The sequence below is a fragment of the Dactylosporangium sp. NPDC006015 genome (genome assembly GCF_040614215.1).
Taxonomy (GTDB): Bacteria; Actinomycetota; Actinomycetes; order Mycobacteriales; family Micromonosporaceae; genus Dactylosporangium; species Dactylosporangium maewongense.
In genome coordinates, this window is record NZ_JBEXUD010000004.1 from 193,314 (window position 1) to 210,762 (window position 17,449).

The 17,449-nt window shown below is 73.7% G+C and carries 10 protein-coding genes; 5 read left to right on the forward strand and 5 right to left on the reverse strand.

Annotated features, from left to right (window positions below; all coding sequences use genetic code 11):
* Positions 1–331: 331 nt before the first annotated feature.
* The 3 genes from ABZ321_RS09435 to ABZ321_RS09445 all read right to left on the reverse strand — a co-directional run bounded on the left by ABZ321_RS09435 (position 332) and on the right by ABZ321_RS09445 (position 5,874).
* Positions 332–4,783, reverse strand: coding sequence for an HAD-IC family P-type ATPase (locus tag ABZ321_RS09435; protein ID WP_354890520.1), 4,452 nt, complete (start codon positions 4,781–4,783; stop codon positions 332–334).
* A gap of 4 nt (positions 4,784–4,787) precedes the next feature.
* The gene (locus ABZ321_RS09440) at positions 4,788–5,222 is read right to left on the reverse strand and encodes a hypothetical protein (RefSeq protein WP_354890522.1); all 435 of its coding nucleotides are present in this window, start codon (positions 5,220–5,222) and stop codon (positions 4,788–4,790) included.
* A gap of 97 nt (positions 5,223–5,319) precedes the next feature.
* Positions 5,320–5,874 (reverse strand): hypothetical protein, encoded by a 555-nt coding sequence (locus ABZ321_RS09445; protein WP_354890524.1) that lies wholly within the window; start codon positions 5,872–5,874, stop codon positions 5,320–5,322.
* Between the two features lie 76 nt (positions 5,875–5,950).
* Between ABZ321_RS09445 and ABZ321_RS09450 the strand changes: the two genes are divergently transcribed.
* Positions 5,951–7,576, forward strand: coding sequence for a glycosyl hydrolase family 18 protein (locus tag ABZ321_RS09450; protein ID WP_344514769.1), 1,626 nt, complete (start codon positions 5,951–5,953; stop codon positions 7,574–7,576).
* Positions 7,577–7,608: 32 nt separating this feature from the next.
* Positions 7,609–8,403 (forward strand): serine hydrolase domain-containing protein, encoded by a 795-nt coding sequence (locus tag ABZ321_RS09455; protein WP_354890526.1) that lies wholly within the window; start codon positions 7,609–7,611, stop codon positions 8,401–8,403.
* A 79-nt stretch (positions 8,404–8,482) separates the two neighbouring features.
* Here the strand turns inward: ABZ321_RS09455 and ABZ321_RS09460 are convergent, their stop codons facing one another.
* A complete protein-coding gene (locus tag ABZ321_RS09460; RefSeq protein WP_354890528.1) occupies positions 8,483–10,417 on the reverse strand; it encodes a S8 family serine peptidase in 1,935 nt (644 codons plus the stop codon).
* A 215-nt stretch (positions 10,418–10,632) separates the two neighbouring features.
* On the opposite strand from ABZ321_RS09460, the gene ABZ321_RS09465 reads away from it, so the two are divergent.
* From ABZ321_RS09465 to ABZ321_RS09475, 3 genes are all read left to right on the forward strand, one after another.
* Positions 10,633–11,991 (forward strand): NAD(P)/FAD-dependent oxidoreductase, encoded by a 1,359-nt coding sequence (locus ABZ321_RS09465; protein WP_344514775.1) that lies wholly within the window; start codon positions 10,633–10,635, stop codon positions 11,989–11,991.
* Between the two features lie 105 nt (positions 11,992–12,096).
* Positions 12,097–14,367: an EAL domain-containing protein gene (locus ABZ321_RS09470; RefSeq protein WP_354890530.1), complete on the forward strand. Its 2,271-nt coding sequence runs from the start codon at positions 12,097–12,099 to the stop codon at positions 14,365–14,367.
* 4 nt (positions 14,368–14,371) lie between these two features.
* On the forward strand, positions 14,372–16,408 hold the full coding sequence (locus ABZ321_RS09475) for a prolyl oligopeptidase family serine peptidase (protein ID WP_354890532.1): 2,037 nt from the start codon (positions 14,372–14,374) through the stop codon (positions 16,406–16,408).
* A 61-nt stretch (positions 16,409–16,469) separates the two neighbouring features.
* Here the strand turns inward: ABZ321_RS09475 and ABZ321_RS09480 are convergent, their stop codons facing one another.
* On the reverse strand, positions 16,470–17,441 hold the full coding sequence (locus ABZ321_RS09480; RefSeq protein WP_354890534.1) for a hypothetical protein: 972 nt from the start codon (positions 17,439–17,441) through the stop codon (positions 16,470–16,472).
* Positions 17,442–17,449: the final 8 nt, after the last annotated feature.

Genomic DNA, 17,449 nt, shown 5'->3' on the forward strand with positions numbered 1-17,449 from the left:
CGTGCACGGTCCACCGGGCGAGCTCGCGACCGTCGGCGCCGGCCACGACCATCGTGGGCCGGTCACCACACCAGCAGTGCTCGCTGTCCCTGACGCCGCCGTCCACGACGCTCAGCACCCGCGCGAGCCCCGCGATGTCGCCGCCGGTGACCACGATTCTGGCGGCGTCGGCGTGGTCGACCTCGTGGGGCCCGGCGTCGACGATGCGCACCTGCGCGGCGTTGGCCAGGATCCCCAGCAGCCGTGCCGTGCTCGGCGCCTTGACCCTCCTGCTCACGCCGGCGAGCGTACCGACGGACCGGACAGCCGGCACCCGACTTTGTCGCGCGCCTCAGTGGGGGTGCGGGGCCAGCACGTGGGCGGGCAGCACGCGCCCGGCGAGTTCGGCCAGGCGCTCCGGGTGCAGCGCCTCCGTGAGCCGCGCCGTCAGCTCCGGCGGCAGCCGGCGCGCCAGTACGGGGGCCGCCGCGGAGGCGAGCATCGTGGTGGTCGCGGCGGTGGTGGCGATGCCCCAGCCGACCGGGCCCAGCGGGGTGCAGCCGAAGAACTGGCTCAGGCCGGGGGTCTGGACGACACCGGCCAGCACGGCGGCGGAGCCGAGGCTCGCGACGAGGACGCCGGGGCTGGTCCACCCGACGAGCAGGGTCTGGCCGAGCTGCGTGCCGACCAGCGCGGCCAATGCGACGGTGCGGGCCCGCACACCGCGGCCGCTGAGGGTGGCGGCGGCGACCCACGCGCCGGTCGCGCCGGTGACGGTGGCCGCCGCGCGCAGCGCGATGTCGTGGGTCAGCGCGGCGCCGAGCGAGGCCTCCGGGCCCTCGCGCAGCAGCACACCGTTGGCGCCGGAGTCCGGCCGGCGCAGCGCGACCGCCAGGGCCGGCGCGAGGTCGGTGAGGAGGTTGACCAGCAGCAGCTGCCGGGCGTTGAGCGGTGAGGCGCCGGTGAGGGAGGCGCCGAGGACGGTGAAGCCGATCTCCCCGAGGTTGCCGCCGACGAGGATGCCGAGCGCCTCCCGCACGGCCCGCCACATGGCGCGGCCTTCGACCAGCGCGGCGATGATGGTCTCCAGGCGGTCGTCGGTGACGACGAGGTCGGCGGCGGCCCGGGCGGCGGGGGTGCCGCGCTGGCCGAGCGCGATGCCGACGTCGGCGAGGCGGATGGCGGGGGCGTCGTTGGCGCCGTCGCCCGTCATCGCCACGACCCGCTGGTTGGCCTGGAAGGCCTGCACCACCCGGACCTTGTGGGCCGGCGTGCCGCGGGCGACCACCGCGATGTTGGGCACGAGGTCGCGCAGCGCCCGGTCGTCCAGGGCGTCGATGTCGGCGCCGGTGACGACCCGGTGCCCGTTGAGCAGGCCGAGCTCGCCGGCGATGGTCTCAGCGGTGGCGGGGTGGTCCCCGGTGATCATGACGATCTGCGCGCCGGCCGTGCGCAGCTCGTCCAGCGAGGCGCCGGCGGTCGAGCGCACCGGGTCGGCGAGGGCGAGGAAGCCGAGGAAGCACAGTCGGGCCACGGCGTCGTCGGTCAGGTCACCCTCCGCGGGGCTGTGGGTCTCGGCCACGGCGAGGACGCGGAAACCCTGCCGGGTGAGCCGCTCCAGCTGCTGGCGGACGCGGCGGCGGCCGGCGCCGGTGAGCGGCCGCTCCTCGCGGGGGCCGGCGCGCCAGGTGGTGCAGCGGGCGAGCACGAGCTCGGGCGCGCCCTTGACGGACAGCAGGCGGCCGGCGGTCGTCGTCGCGGCCGTGGCGTGGTACGCGCGGCTGGGCTCGAACGGCAGCGTCGTGTGCGCCTGCCAGCCCGGCGCGCCGGCGGACTCGTCGACGGCCGCGTCCTCCGCGCCGCCGCGCACGGCGCGGTCGGTGATGTGGGGCAGCGGCTGGCCGCCGGTGGGGGCGGGGGTGGCGCGCAGGCCGGCGGCGAGCACCGCCCGGTGCGCCGGGTCCAGGCCGTCCACCGGCCGGATCGTGGCGGCGTCGGCGACGGCCGCCAGCCGGATGTGGCCCTGGGTCAGGGTGCCGGTCTTGTCGAAGCACAGCACGTCCACCCGGCCCAGCGCCTCGATCGTCCGGGCGTTGCGGACCAGCGCGCCCTGGCGGGACAGCCGGCGGGCCGCGGCCAGCTGCGCGGCGCTGACCAGGAACGGTAGCCCCTCCGGGACGCTGGCCACGGCCAGTCCCACGCCGGCGCCGATGGTGTCGCGCACCGGGCGGCCGCGCAGCAGCCCGGCGGCCATGACGGCGGCGCCCGAGCCCAGCGCGATCGGCAGCGTGGTGTGGGTGATCTGCCCGAGCCGCGCCTCCACGCCGGTGGCCGGTGCCGCCTGGGCGGCGGTGGCCATGCTGCGACCGGCCTCGGTCGCCGCCCCGGTGGCGACCACGACGCCGACCGCCCGGCCGGCCGTCACCGTCGAGCCCTCGTACACCATGCAGGTGCGGTCGGCGACGTCGGCGGCGAGGACCGGTTCGGTGCGCTTGGCCACCGGCATCGACTCGCCCGTCAGTGAGGACTCGTCCATTTCCAGGGCCTGCGCCTCGATGAGCCGGCAGTCGGCGGGCATGACGTCGCCGGGCGCCAGCTGGACGACGTCGCCGGGCACCAGCTGGTCGGCGGGCAGGCGCACCGGCCGGCCGTCGCGGCGGACCGTGGCCATCACCGCCGAGCGGGCCAGCAGCTCCGCGACGGCACGGTCGGTCACCGTCTTCTGGACCGCGCCGACCACCGCGCCGATGCCGCTGGCGCCCAGCACGATGCCGGCGTCGACCAGGGAGCCGATCGCCGCGGACAGGGCCGCGCCGCCGGCGAGGATCGGGGTCAGCGGGTTGGCCAGCTCCTCGGCGAAGGACCGCATGAGGCTGGGCCTGGGCTGGCTGATCTGCGCGTCGGGACGGTGCCGGCGCAGCGCCGCCCGGGTGGGCAGCCCGCCGCCGGTGGATTCGAGCAGCTTCAGGACCTTGCCGGCGGGCAGCGCATGCCACGCGGTGCTGGACACGGGCGGCGAGATCGGCCGGCGGGCGAGCTCGGCGGCGGCCCACACGCCCTGCACCACGGACAGGGCGGCGGCGCCGTTGACGGCGAGCAGGGCCCGCCGGGCCGCGCCCCGGGGCGCGCCGGTGATCGTGGTGATCGCGCCGATCGCGGAGCCGGACTCGGCCAGGCGGACGCCGTGCCGGCCGACCCGCCGGGCGACGTCGATCGCGTCGATGAGCAGGGCGGCGGTCTCCAGGACGTCGCCGGCCAGCACGTGCGCGCCCCAGGGCGGCCGGGCGTCCGGCCCGTGCACCCCGATGCCGACGTCGGCGCCGGCCAGCGCGGCGGCCTGGTCGGAGACCAGCAGCACCACGTGACCGTCGGCCTGCAGCTCGCGGACGTTGCCGAGCAGGTGCCCGCGGCCGGGAATGTCGCCGGCGTCGATCCGCTCGGCCCCTCGGGGGCGGCCGCCGGCGAAGATCAGCCTGGTGCCGCTGCGCCGGGCCGCCGCGATGAGCGCGTCGGCGCTGGCGGCCGGTTGGGGCACGAGGCTCACCAGCGCCTCGAGCCGGGTGCCGTGTGCGAGCCCGAGCACGTGCGCGGCGCCGTCACGGTGCAGGCGCTGCCGCGTCCGGACGCCGGTCCGGCCGCGCAGCCGCAACTGGTCGACCGGTCCGAGCAGCCAGCCGTCCTGCTCCACCGGCTGGTCGGTCGCCTCGGCGCTGAACAGCCGTTGGGCCTGGAGGCGGACCTCCTCCGGGTCGGCGCCGGGCAGGGGATGCACCTCCTGGACCATGAGCCGGCCCGTGGTCAGGACGGCCGGGTCGAGGATCACCGTGTCGACGCGGTCGAGCAGGCGCAGGACGCGCGGGTCCATCACGTGCGCGCGGCGGCCGGCGAGCGTGCGGCCCAGCTGCGCGGCGAAGGACTCCCGCCCGGCCCCGGGGGCCTTGGGCAGGCCGGCCACCGCGATCGCGGCCGCCCGCCCGGCGCCACCGGCGGCCAGCGCGACGCCGGCCGCCCCGGCGCCGACGGCGACGCTGCGCGGCGCGTAGTGCTCGACGATCCCGTCGGGCAGGGGGCTGGGCCGTTCGGTGACGACCGGGTCGGCGGCGGCCCGCTGGGGCGTGCGCAGCAGCGCCGGCTCGGCGCGCCAGGCGTCGCGCCTGGCCCGGGCCTCGGCCAGCTGGCCGACGCGCACGGCCGCGTCCACGCCCAGCCCGGAGACGCCGCCGACCAGGCCCTGCGCCGCGGCGTTGCTGAGCGCGAGCACGGAGTCGGTCCGGTCGCGGCCGAGCGCCCGTTCGAGGACGGCCCGCAGCTTCGGCTGGGTGTCGACGAAGGGGACGAGGGAGGCGGCCTCGACGGCGCCGGGCACGTGCCGGGCGATGCGGCCGAAGGTGGCGACCACCAGGCCGGCGGCGTCGGCGACCAGGGCCGTGGCGGCCCGCTCCAGGGCCGCGGGGTGATCCGGTGCCGGCGCACGGTCGGCCGGCCCGTCGTGGATGCCGGGGTACCGCTCCCGCACCGCCCGCACCGCCGCGGTGAGCTGCGCGCGGGTGGGCGCGGGCCGGGTGATGCCCAGCACGACCCGCTGCAACGGGGCGTTGACCACCGCCCACGAGACGCCGGGCACCTGCCGCAGCGCGGTGCCCAGCGCTGTCCGGTATTCGGCCGCGTCCGGGCGGCCGACGCCCGGGGCGTCGACGGCGACGCGGTCGGTGGTCACCGGCTCGCCCGGGGACCGGCCGGCGGCGGCGCGGGCCGCCCCGGCCACCAGCCGGGACGGGGTCCGCACCAGGTCGAGCAGCGCCACCTGGCTAGACCTTTTCCAGCGCCTCGCCGAATTCGTGCACGACCTTGTTGCGCCGGTTCGTCGCCAGCGTGTGGCCGGCCGCTACGACGACGGCCACCGGCCATTCGATGGCGCCCAGCACGGCCAGGACGCCGATGCCGCCCAGGAAGGCGAGCTCGTCGGCCGGGGGCAGCTGGACGGTGCCCAGCTTCGGCACGCTCAGGTGGGTGCTGTTGTGGTCGGTGACCTGATGGGCGGCCGTCCGCATGGGGTGGGCGGCCGTGCCGTCGGTGCCGTGCGGCCGTGCCGTCACTTCGGTGCGACGCGTCCGCCGGGCGCGGGGAGCGGCCTTGGTCTGCGTGGGCTCCGCCGTGGCGGCTTCAGCGCCCTTCGGCTGGGCCGTCGCATCGTCCTTGCGGGTCCGCCGGGTGCGGGGAGCGGCCTTGGTCTGCGTGGTCATGGCGACCTCCTTAGGCCCAGGTTCTGAGCACGCAGCTACCCGCGCGGGTTTGAGGTAAACGGCAGATGAACAGCGCAAAGGCCGGTCGAGCGCCGGGTCAGGCGGCCGGGTTCCAGGTGGCGAGGGTGGCTACCCGGGCGACCGCCTGCTTCGCGGCCTTCGCGACCCGCTCGGGGTGCAGCTTCGGTGCGTCGCCCCACAGCTCGCCCCACAGGTTGTCGTAGAGCTGGCGTAGTGCGCCGCCCGGTTCGCTGAGGTCGGTCAGCAGGGCGTCGTCGAACTGGCGGCCCAGGTCGCGGATGAGGTCGAGGCAGTCGACGAGCCCGCCGGCGCTCTCCTCCTCGTGTGGTGACCACTTCGCCAGGCGGTCCAGCCGGAACTCGCAGGCTTCCGAGACGTCCGGGGTCGGACCGCGCAGCCCCTTGCGGAGTCCGGCCCAGCCGAAGGTCTGGGAGAGCACGTGCGCGGACCCGTCGCGGCGCACGTGGTCGCAGAGCCCGTCGGCGGTGTCGAACAGCGCGTACCGCGGCCCGACCGGCAGCAGGAAGTCGCTGCCGTCGTCCGCGTTGCCGCCCCACAGCGACCATCCGGTGCGTTTCGGCAGCACCACGACCGTCGGCCAGAGCATGTTGTCGTGGAACAGGTTGTCCATGCCGATCATTTCACCACTGGACAGGAACAGTAAAGAAACCTAATAATGGCGAGCACCGTCGATGGAGGACACCCCCATGAAGCGCAAGCGCATAGCGCTCATCCTCGGCGCCGCGACCCTGCTGGTGACCGGTTTGCTCGTCACGACCAACGCCTACGCCGCCAACCTGCTGACCAACCCCGGGTTCGAGAGCGGAAACCTGTCCGGGTGGTCCTGTACCGGCACCGGGTCCGGGGCCGTGACCAGCCCGGTCCACTCCGGGTCCTACGCGCTCAACGGCAACGCCACCGCGTCCGACACCGCCCAGTGCACGCAGACCGTCGCCGTCCAGCCGAGCACCGCCTACACGCTCACCGGCTGGGTCCGCGGCTCCTACGTGTACCTCGGCATCACCGGCGGCGCGTCCACGTGGACCAGCGGGACCGCCTACAGCAAGCTCACCGTGCCGTTCACCACCGCCGCCGGCCAGACGTCGGTGCAGGTGTTCATCCACGGCTGGTACGGCACCGGCGCGTACCAGGCCGACGACATCTCCCTCGACGGCCCCGGCGGTCAGCCGAGCCCGACGACCGCGTCGCCCACGGCGAGCAAGAGCCCGAGCGCCAGCCCGTCGCCGTCGAAGTCGCCCTCGAAGTCCCCGTCCACGTCGCCGTCGCCGTCCACGTCCCAGCCGCCGGTCACCGGGCTGCCGAAGCACGCGCTCATCGGCTACCTGCACGCCAGCTTCGCCAACGGCTCCGGTTACGTGCGGATGGCCGACATCCCGGCCGCCTGGGACATCATCAACCTGTCGTTCGGCGAGCCGACCTCGGTGACGTCCGGCGACATCCGGTTCAACCGCTGCCCGGTCGCCGAGTGCCCGAACGTCGAGTCCGACGCGGAGTTCCTCGCCGCGATCAAGGCGAAGCAGGCCCAGGGCAAGAAGGTCCTGATCTCCATCGGCGGTCAGAACGGCCAGGTGCAGCTCACCACCGCCGGCGCCCGCGACGCGTTCGTCAACTCGGTCAGCGCGATCATCGACCGGTGGGGCCTGGACGGCCTCGACATCGACTTCGAGGGCCACTCGCTCTACCTGAACGCCGGTGACGCCGACTTCCGCAACCCGACGACCCCGGTCGTGGTGAACCTGATCTCCGCGCTCAAGTCGCTGAAGGCGAAGTACGGCACGAAGTTCGTGCTGACGATGGCGCCGGAGACGTTCTTCGTGCAGCTCGGCTACCAGTTCTACGGCGGCACGACCCAGGGCGACAACCGGGCCGGGTCCTACCTGCCGGTCATCCACGCGGTGCGGGACTTCCTCACCGTGCTGCACGTCCAGGACTACAACTCCGGCCCGATCACCGGCCTGGACAACCAGTACCACCAGATGGGCGGCGCCGACTTCCACATCGCGATGACCGACATGATGAAGGCCGGCTTCCCGGTCGCCAACACCGGTCAGACGTTCCCGGGGCTGCGCGAGGACCAGATCGCCTTCGGCGTGCCGGCGGCGGTCAGCGCGGGCAACGGCTACGTCGCCCCCGCGGTCGTCCAGGCGGCCGTGAACTGCCTCGTCAAGGGCACCGGCTGCGGCGGGTACACCCTGCGCGGCGGCACCTCGCCCAACTTCCGCGGCCTGATGACCTGGTCGATCAACTGGGACCGGTACTACTCCTGGGAGTTCATGAACACCCAGGAACCGTTCCTGAACGCCCTGCCGTAGAGCCCGGGCCGCGCTGCCGTAGGTTCGAGAGCGTGAGCGCACTTGATCTCGTCAGCACCTGGCCAGTCACCACCGCATCGGTCGCGGTCGTGGGTCCCGAAGGGATCCGCGACCGCACCGGTCCGGACGACCCCCTGCCGTGGGCGTCCGTCACGAAACTGCTGACGGCGCTCACGGTGCTCGTCGCGGTCGACAAGGGCGACGTCCTGCTCGACGAGCCCGCCGGCCCGGAGGGCGCCACGGTCCGGCACCTGCTGGCCCACACCTCCGGGGTCGCGTTCGACGACGACACGCAGGTCGCCGCGCCCGGCCGGAAGCGGATCTACTCCAACCGCGGGTTCGAGCTGCTCGCCGACTTCGTGCTGACCCGCACCGGCGGCACGTTCGCGGAGCTGCTCACCGAGTCGGTGCTGCGACCGCTCGGCATGGGCGGCACCACCCTCGAAGGCTCGCCCGCCGCCGGGGCGCGGGGGCCGCTGTCGGACCTGGCCCTGCTCGGCCAGGAGCTCCTGGACCCGGCGCTGGTCCCGGACCTGATGCCGGAGGCCGTCACCGTCCAGTTCCCGGGGGTCTCCGGTGTACTGCCGGGCTTCGGCCGTCAGGACCCGAACGACTGGGGGCTGGGCTTCGAGATCCGCGACGGCAAGTCGCCGCACTGGACGGGGTCGCGCAACTCGCCCGCCACATACGGTCACTTCGGCCGCTCCGGCACGTTCCTGTGGGTCGACCCGGTCGCCGGCCTCGCCTGCGCCTGCCTGACCGACCGCGACTTCGGCGAGTGGTCCGCCGAGGTGTGGCCCGTGCTGTCGGACGCCGTCCTCGGGTAGCGGCACTCGGGTAACGGCGCTCGGGTAGCAGCACGAAGGGCGCCCCCGTGGGTGGGGGCGCCCTTCGTTTTTCGGGAGGCTACGACCAGCTGGACGTCGCCCAGTCGTCGGCGGACCAGTAGTGGCCGCTCCAGTAGTGCCCGGACCAGTAGTGACCGGTCCAGTACTGCTCGGACCACTCCGGGTCGCTCCAGGAGCCGGTGCCGGTCCACGGCGAGCCCTGCCACGAGGCCGCGGCCCAGGTGCGCGACGTCGACGGCGGGACCCAGCGCTGGTTGTCCTGGTCACCGCAGTCCCAGATCTGCAGCTGGGTGCCGTTGGCGGAGTTCCACTCGGTCACGTCGAGGCACTTGCTCGCGTTGACGTTGACCAGCTGGCGGGCGGTGTTGACCCGCCACTGCTGGGCCGGCGTGCCGTTGCAGTCGTAGAGCTGGACCTTCGTGCCGTTGGCGGTGCCGGCGCCCGTGACGTCCAGGCACTTGCCGAGCGCCTGCGCGCTGCCGTCCGCGGCCAGGACCCAGTACTGCGCCGGCGTGTTGTTGCAGTCGTACAGCTGGACCGGCGTGCCGTTGATGCTCTGCCGGTTCTGCACGTCGATGCACTTGCCCGCGTAGCCGGTGACCTGGCCGGTGCCGCCCGTGCCGCCCGCACCCGTCCAGGTGTCGCCGGCCATGCGGTACCCCATCCACATGCCGCCGTTCCAGGACGTCTTCTGCGCGGCGAGGCTGGCCCACGCGGTGCCGTTGAACGGGCCGAAGATCGACTGCTCGCCCTTGAGCTCGATGTTGTTGAACGACAGGTGGTTGCCGCCCCGGGTGGTCTCCAGCGAGCCGGTGCCGGTGCCCTTGGTGAGGCTCTGCGTGGCCGACGGGGTGGCCGCGGCGACGGCGGCGGAGACGTTGAGCTCCTTCAGGCCCTTGGCCGCGGCGGTGCCGGTCGTCAGTGTCGTCGCGGTGGACGTCAGCAGCTTCTTCACCTGGTCGGGGGTCAGCGACGGCCGCTGCTGCAGCAGCAGCGCCACGGCGGAGGCGGTGACGGCCGCGGCCTGCGACGTGCCGCTGCCCTTGAAGCCCGTGTCGCCGACCCGCGCCGACGTGTACTGCCGGTCGATGTTGGAGCCCGGGTCGCGCAGGGAGACGATCGACGTGCCCGGCGCCAGGATGTCGAGCTTGCGGGCCGCGTTGGAGTTGTTGGTGTACGAGGCGAGGTCGTCATCGCTCGTGGCGATGGTGTTGTTGGTGGTCGACGCGCCGACGGCGAGCACGAACGGGTCCATCGCCGGGTTCGTGAGCGCGGTGGTGGTGTTGCCGTCGTTGCCGGCGGCGACGACGACCACGATGCCGGCCTGCCAGGCCTGCTCGACGGCGTACATCAGCGGGTCCACGGTCGAGGCCGACATGCCGCTGGTGCCGTAGCTGAGGTTGAGCACCCGGATCGGGCTCGCCGGGTCGTGGTTGCGGTTCTGCACGACCCAGTCGATCGCGGCGATCATCTGCGACACGTCGTTGGCGCCGGTCGCGGTGCCGACCTTGACGGAGGTCACCTTCGCCTTCGGGGCCAGGCCGATCGTGCCGGACGCCGCGTCGTTGCCGACCATGATGCCGGCCATGTGCGTGCCGTGGCCGAACGTGTCCAGGTAGCGCAGCTGGCCCGACTGCGACTCGAACGACAGGTCCGGGCCGTTGACGACCTGCGCCGCCGGCAGCCCGGCGACCGGGGCGACCCCCGTGTCGATCAGCGCGATGCCGACCCCCTGGCCGGTCAGCGACGCCGCGGCGCCGCTGTCGGCCTTGATGATCGACCGTACGCTCTTGACCGTGGTGCCTGCGCCGGCCGGCCACTCGTCGGCTGACCAGCCACCGCCCAACCGGCTCCCGCCGGTCGGCTCCGGGCTGGTCACGGCGGCGGCGGGACCGCCGACCCCGAGCAGCCCCAACGACGTCGCGACGGCCACCAGCCCCGACGCGCCAGCGCGCAGTCGACGGCGGCCCGTCATCGGCTTCATCATCTGCATCTCCCCATCCATGGAGCACGAACGCACTCACTCCATGCGTTCGAGTCACCACGATGAGGTGTCATACACCGAAAGTCACTGGCCCATCACCAGAATGCCCCGATCGCCCGACAGGGTTTCTGGCCTGCTGTCATACCCCTCGGCACGGCACGCTCCGGTCACCCGACACGGCTTTGTGAGGGTTCCGGCGGGCGATGCGCCCTAGGGTGAGGACCATGGCGGAAACCGTGGACGTGATCGTGGTCGGGCTCGGAGTCGGCGGCGAGGAGGTCGCCGGCCGGCTCGCCGAGGCGGGACTGACCGTGGTGGGGATCGAGGGGCGGCTCGTCGGCGGCGAGTGCCCGTACTGGGGCTGCGTGCCGAGCAAGATGATGATCCGGGCCGGCAACGCGCTCGCCGAGGCCCGCCGCGTGCCCGGCCTCGCCGGCACGTCAGAGGTGCGTGCGGACTGGGCGCCGGTCGCCCGCCGGATCCGCGAGGAGGCCACCGACTCGTGGGACGACAAGGTCGCCGTCGACCGCCTGGTCGGCAAGGGCGTCACCTTCGTCCGCGGCTGGGCGTCCGTGACGGGTCCGGACGAGGTCACGGTCGGCGACCGGGTGTTCCACGCGACCCGCGGCATCGTGATCGGCACCGGGACCGAGCCGGCGATCCCGCCGATCGACGGCCTTGCCGGCACCCCGCTGTGGACCAACCGCGAGGCGATCGAGGCCGCCACGCTGCCCGAGTCGCTGATCGTGCTGGGCGGCGGCGCGATCGGCGTCGAGCTCGCCCAGGTCTTCGCCCGCTTCGGCGTGACGGTCACCGTCGTCGAGGCCGTCGACCGCCTCCTCGCCCTCGAGGAGCCGGAGTCCTCCGACCTCGCCCGCGACGCGCTCACCCGCGACGGCGTCACCGTGCACGTCGGCGCGAAGGCGTCGTCGGTACGCCACGACGACGCCGGATTCACGGTGACCCTCGGCGACGGCTCCACGGTCACCGCGGCGAAGCTCCTCGTCGCGACCGGCCGGAAGGTCGACCTGGCCAGGCTCGGCGTCGACAGGCTCGGCCTCGACCCCACCGCCCGCGCCGTCACCGTCGACGACCGGATGCGCGCCGCCGATCGCGTCTGGGCCGTCGGCGACGTGACCGGCCACGGCGCGTTCACCCACATGGCGATGTACCAGGCGGGCATCGCCGTGCGCGACATCCTCGGCCAGGACGGCCCGCCCGCCGACTACCGCGCGACGCCGCGGGTCACGTTCACCGACCCGGAGATCGGCGCCGTCGGCCTCACCGTCGCCCAGGCCCGCGAGTCCGGACTGCGGGTCAGGGTCGGCACCGGCCAGGTCCCGTCGTCGTCCCGCGGCTGGATCCACAAGCTCGGCAACGAGGGCTTCATCAAGCTCGTCGAGGACGCCGACCGCGGGGTCCTCGTCGGCGCCACCTCCGCCGGCCCGGTCGGCGGCGAGGTCCTGTCCGCCCTCGCGGTCGCCGTCCACGCCCAGGTCCCGGTCGACGCCCTCCGCCACATGATCTACGCTTACCCGACCTTTCACCGCGGCATCGAGGACGCCCTGCGCGACCTGCGCTGACCTCCCCGACCGGCGGTCCTGCCCGCGCGGCCTGTGCGGATCTCCTCAACCGGCAGTCGCGGCGGCCGATAGGACGCGCACCACGACTTGGCTGGAGGGGGCAGGGTGAGCCTTCGCCGCGACCGGCTCTGGCTGGTGTTCCTCGGTCTCGGCCTGCTGTGCACCACCCTGTTCGCCGCCGGGGTCGCACCCGACCTCGCCTCCGCGGTCATCGGCGTGGCGTGCGTCCTGGCGTGGGGGCTCGGCCCCCGGCTGCACGACGTGCGCCCCCGGCGGCCGTGGCGGATGATGACGGCCGCCGCGGTGTTCTTCATCAGCGGGATCCTCCTGCGGTCGATGCTGGTCGAGCAGCCGGCGCCGGTCGCCCAGATCGGCGACGCGCTCACCGTCTGCGGGTTCGGGTTCTTCATCGCGGCCCTCGTCACGTTCCTCAACCGGTGGGGCATGGACCGGCGGGCGCTGCTCGACGGGCTCATCGTGTGCATCGGCGCGGCGCTCACCTCGACGCTGCTGTTCGTCGTGCCCGCCGCGACGATCCCGGGCCGGCCGCTCGTCGTGACCCTGATCGCCGGGCTGTACCCGCTGCTGGACACCGTCACGGTGCTGCTCGTCACCAACCTGGCGTTCACCACGGCCGTGCGCCAGCCGGCGTTCGTCCTGCTCGGCGGCATGATGGTGCTGATGTTCTGCGGCGACCTCGGCTTCGCGATCATCGGCCGGCACGGCGAGGTGACCGGGCCGCCGCTGATGGACCTGCCGTTCCTGCTCGCGTTCACGATCGGCGGCGCCGCCGCGCTGCACCCGACCGCGCGGGCCCTCGCCCGGGCGACACCGCTGCCGATCCAGGCGTGGTCGCTGCCTCGGATGCTGGTCATCGGGCCGGCGGTGGCGGCGCCGTTCATCCTCACCGTCACCCTCGGCGCCGACACCACCGTGCTGCGCTGGACGCTCGGCCTCGGCGGCGCCGCGATCGTCGCGCTGCTGCTGGTGCGGGCGGCCGACGCGGTGCACAGCCACGCCGCCGCGCAGCGCAGCTTCGAGCACCAGGCGACCCACGACCCGCTCACCGGCCTGCCCAACCGGCGGATGCTCACCCTCATGGTCGAGCGACTGCTCAGCGAGGAGCGGCCGGAGCGCGGCGCCGGCGTGTGGATGTTCTACCTCGACCTCGACGGGTTCAAGCTGGTCAACGACTCGTGGGGGCACCCGGCCGGGGACCGGCTCATCGTCGATGTCGGCACCCGGCTGCGGCTGGCGCTGCCGCCGGCGGCGACGATCGCGCGGGTCGGCGGCGACGAGTTCGTCGTCGTGCAGCGCTGCAGCGAGCCGGAGGCGATGGCCAACGCCCGGCGGATCATGGAGTGCGTGGAGCGGCCGCTCGTCGTGGTGACCGCCGACGGCGGCACCGCGGACGTCGTCATCGGCGCGTCGATGGGGATCGTGCAGTCCACCAGGGGCTCGGACCAGGCCGACACGCTCATGCGGGACGCCGACACCGCCATGTACCGGGCGAAGGCGGCCGGCCGCAACCGCTGGACCGTGTTCGACGCCTCGATGCGCGACGCGGTCCGCGAGCGGGTCGAGATCGAGGTCGCGCTGCGCGCCGCCGTCGCCCAGGAGCAGCTCAGCATCGCCTACCAGCCGATCATCGCGATGGACACCGACCGCCCCGCCGGCGCCGAGGCACTGTGCCGCTGGCAGCACCCCGTCCGCGGCTGGATCGGGCCCAACATGTTCATCGCCGTCGCCGAGGACTCCAACCTGATCTCCGCGCTCGGCGCGTGGGTGCTGCGCGAGTCCGTGCGGCAGCTCGCCGCCTGGCGCGCCGACGGCGTCGTCGACGACGACTTCTGGATGTCGGTGAACGTGTCGCCGCGGCAGCTCGGCGACCCGGCGTTCGCGGAGCGCCTCGGCGCCACCCTGCGCCAGGCGAGGGTGCCCGCCGCCAACCTGGTTCTGGAGATCACCGAGTCGGTGATGGTCGAGGGCAGCGACCTCACCGAACGGGTCCTCGTCGAGCTGCGGGCGCTGGGTGTACGGATCTCCGTCGACGACTTCGGCACCGGGTTCTCCGCGCTCGGCTACCTGCGCCGCCACCCCGTCACCGGGGTGAAGATCGACCGGTCGTTCGTCAACGGGCTCGGCACCAGCGCCGAGGACGAGGAGATCGTCCGTGCGGTCGTGGCGATGAGCAGCGCCCTGCACCTCGCCGTCGTCGCCGAGGGCGTCGAGACCCGGGCCCAGCGTGAGGTCCTCGTCGCGCTGGGGGTGCCGCTGGCGCAGGGCTGGCTGTGGGGCAAGGCGGTCGACCCCGCCACGTTCGCCGCCACGTGGGCGGTCCGCGTGGCGACGACCGGCGCCGTTCGGTCAAACTGAACCGATGACCGAGACGATCACCGCTGAGGACGCCCACCTCTGGCTGGAGGAGGTCGACGGGGCCGAGGCGATGGCCTGGGTCCGGGACCGCAACGCCGAGACCGTCGCCGCCCTGACCGGCGGGGCGCGCTTCGCGGAGCTGCGCGACGAGATCCGCACCGTCCTGGACGCCGACGACCGGATCCCGATGATCGCCTGGCACGGCGAACGGGTCTACAACCTGTGGAAGGACGCCGACCACCCGCGCGGCCTGTGGCGGCGCACCACCCTCGAGGACTACCGGGCCGGCGAACCCGCCTGGGAGACCGTCCTGGACCTCGACGCCCTCGCCACCGCCGAGGACGAGAACTGGGTGTGGCAGGGCGTCACCTACCTGCGCCGCGGCCCCCTCGCCGGCGACCACTGCGCGCTGGTGTCCCTGTCCCGCGGCGGCGCCGACGCGGCGGTCGTGCGCGAGTTCGACCTGGACCAGCTGCGGTTCGTGCCCGACGGGTTCACCCTGCCGGAGGCGAAGAGCGACGTCAGCTGGATCACGATCGACGAGATCTTCGTCGGCACCGACACCGGCCCGGACTCGATGACGGCCTCCGGCTACCCGCGGCAGGTGCGGCGGTGGCGCCGCGGCACGCCCGTCGCGGAGGCGCCCGTCGTGTTCGAGGGTGCCGCCGAGGACGTGTCGGTCCGCGCGTCCAGCGACCCGACCGCCGCCACCGAACGCGCCGTGGTCCGCCGCTCCCTGGACTTCTTCCACGCCGAGCGGCACCTGCTCGTCGACGGCACCCTCACCAAGCTCGACGTGCCCGACGACGCGGGCGTCGACCTGCACCGCGACTGGCTGCTCATCCGGGTCCGCACCGACTGGGAGGTCGGCGACGTCACCCACCCGGCCGGGTCGCTGCTCATCGTCGACCTCGCCGCGTTCCTCGCCGGAGACCGGGACCTCACGACCCTGTTCACGCCCGACCCGCACACCTCGCTGTCGTACAGCGACTGGACCCGCGACGGGCTCGTCCTGGTGCTGCTCTCCGACGTGCAGAGCCGCCTCGAGGCCGTCCGGTATGTCGACGGCGCATGGCAGCGCACCGTCCTCGGCGGCGCCGAGCTCGGCCAGACCGACGTGTGGGACACCAACGCCGACGCCGACGAGCAGTACCTGCTGCTGTCCAGCGGCTTCGCGCTGCCGCCGACCCTGCGCCACGGCGTCCTCGGCGGCGACCCGCCGACCGTCCTCAAGCAGGGCCCGTCCTACTTCCCCGCCGACCGGATCACCACCCGGCAGTTCTTCGCCACGTCCGCCGACGGCACCCAGGTCCCGTACTTCGTCGTCGGCGACCCATCTGCCGGCCCCGGCCCGACGCTGATGAGCGGCTACGGCGGCTTCGAGGTGTCGCGGGTCCCCTCGTACAGCGCGATCATCGGCCGCGGCTGGCTCGCCCGCGGCGGCACCTACGTGGTGGCCAACATCCGCGGCGGCGGCGAGTACGGCCCCCAGTGGCACCGCTCCGCCCTGCGGGAGAAGCGCCCGCGCGCCTACGAGGACTTCTCCGCCGTCGCCGCCGACCTCGTCGAGCGCGGCATCACCACCCGCGCCCAGCTCGGCATCGAGGGCGGCTCCAACGGCGGCCTCCTCATGGGCGTCATGCTGACCCGCTACCCCGACCTGTTCGGCGCGATCGTGTGCGCGGTCCCGCTGCTGGACATGCGCCGCTACCACCTGCTGCTGGCGGGCGCCTCATGGATGGCCGAGTACGGCGACCCCGACGACGCGTCGGACTGGGAGTACCTGCGCCTGTTCTCGCCCTACCAGAACGTCCGCCAGGGCGTCCCCTACCCGCCGACCCTGATCACCACCTCCACCCGCGACGACCGCGTCCACCCCGGCCACGCCCGGAAGATGGTCGCCCGCCTCACCGACCACGCCCACGACGTCCACTACTACGAGAACATCGAGGGCGGCCACGGCGGCGCCGCCGACAACGCGCAGATGGCCTTCAAGTGGGCCCTCGCCTTCGAGTTCCTCTGGCGCACCCTGGCCCCGTAGTCCCGCCGCGCACCCGGACGGGGCCGCCTCAAGGAGGCGACCCCGTCCGCGTCGGCCGGACTCACGCGCCCCGCAGCAGCACGGCGAGCCGCTCGAGCTCCTGCGCGCTGACGTCGGCGTCCAGGTAGTTGCGGATCAGTCCGAAGTTCATGTCGTACCAGCTCTGCAGTTCTTCCGCGCTCGTTCCTCTCGCCAGGATCGTCGAGCGGACGGACCAGCAGGTCCGCAGCCGCTTGGCGAGCTCGCCGCGGTGCCGGGCGATGGAGCTCGGCCTGATCGAGTCGTAGAGCCGGTCCGGGTCATGGACCGCCTGACGGGCCATGTCATCGCCCCAGAACTCGAGCGTCCACCCCGGCCACAGCTCCGCCCACCGCTGGCGCAGCCCACGCAACGGCTGCACGGTCCACAGCCCGGCCCGCCGCGCGGCCGGATCGAGATCGAGGCCGGCAGTCGGCATGTCCTCGGCGGACTCAGGAAGCTCGGGCCCGGCGCAGACCCACTCGACCAGGTCAGGCCCCATGAACCAACGCCGCCACGCCATGTCGGGGTTCAGTCCGTACAGGCGCACCCGGCCGTCGGCGCCCCGGACGGTGACGACGGCCGCGACCCGGTCGTCCGGCCCGAACTCGTTGCGCTCGGTCCGCTTCGGCTCGCGGTCGCGGCGCGCACCTGCCGGGTCGACCCCGACGTACACCATCAGGTCCGCGATGCCGTCGTAGGCCCACCGGATCTCCCAGCCGGGCCACGTCGCCGCGTACGCCTCCAGCATCGCCGCCCGATACACCACCTGGTGGTACACGGTGTTGAACAGCAGCAGGACCCGGCGGTCGACATCGACCAGCACGCCGCCCTCACACCTGACGTCGTCGAACCATTCCCGGCCCGCGGAGTCACCCAGGTTGTCCAGGAAGCGCAGGATCACCTCCGGGCCTGCCGCGAAGATGTAGTCGATCCCATGGCCCGCACCGCCGCCCTGCGAATACACGGTGTGCTCACCGTCGCGGACCAGGACGTAGTTGACGCAACTTCCCACCGCCGCAC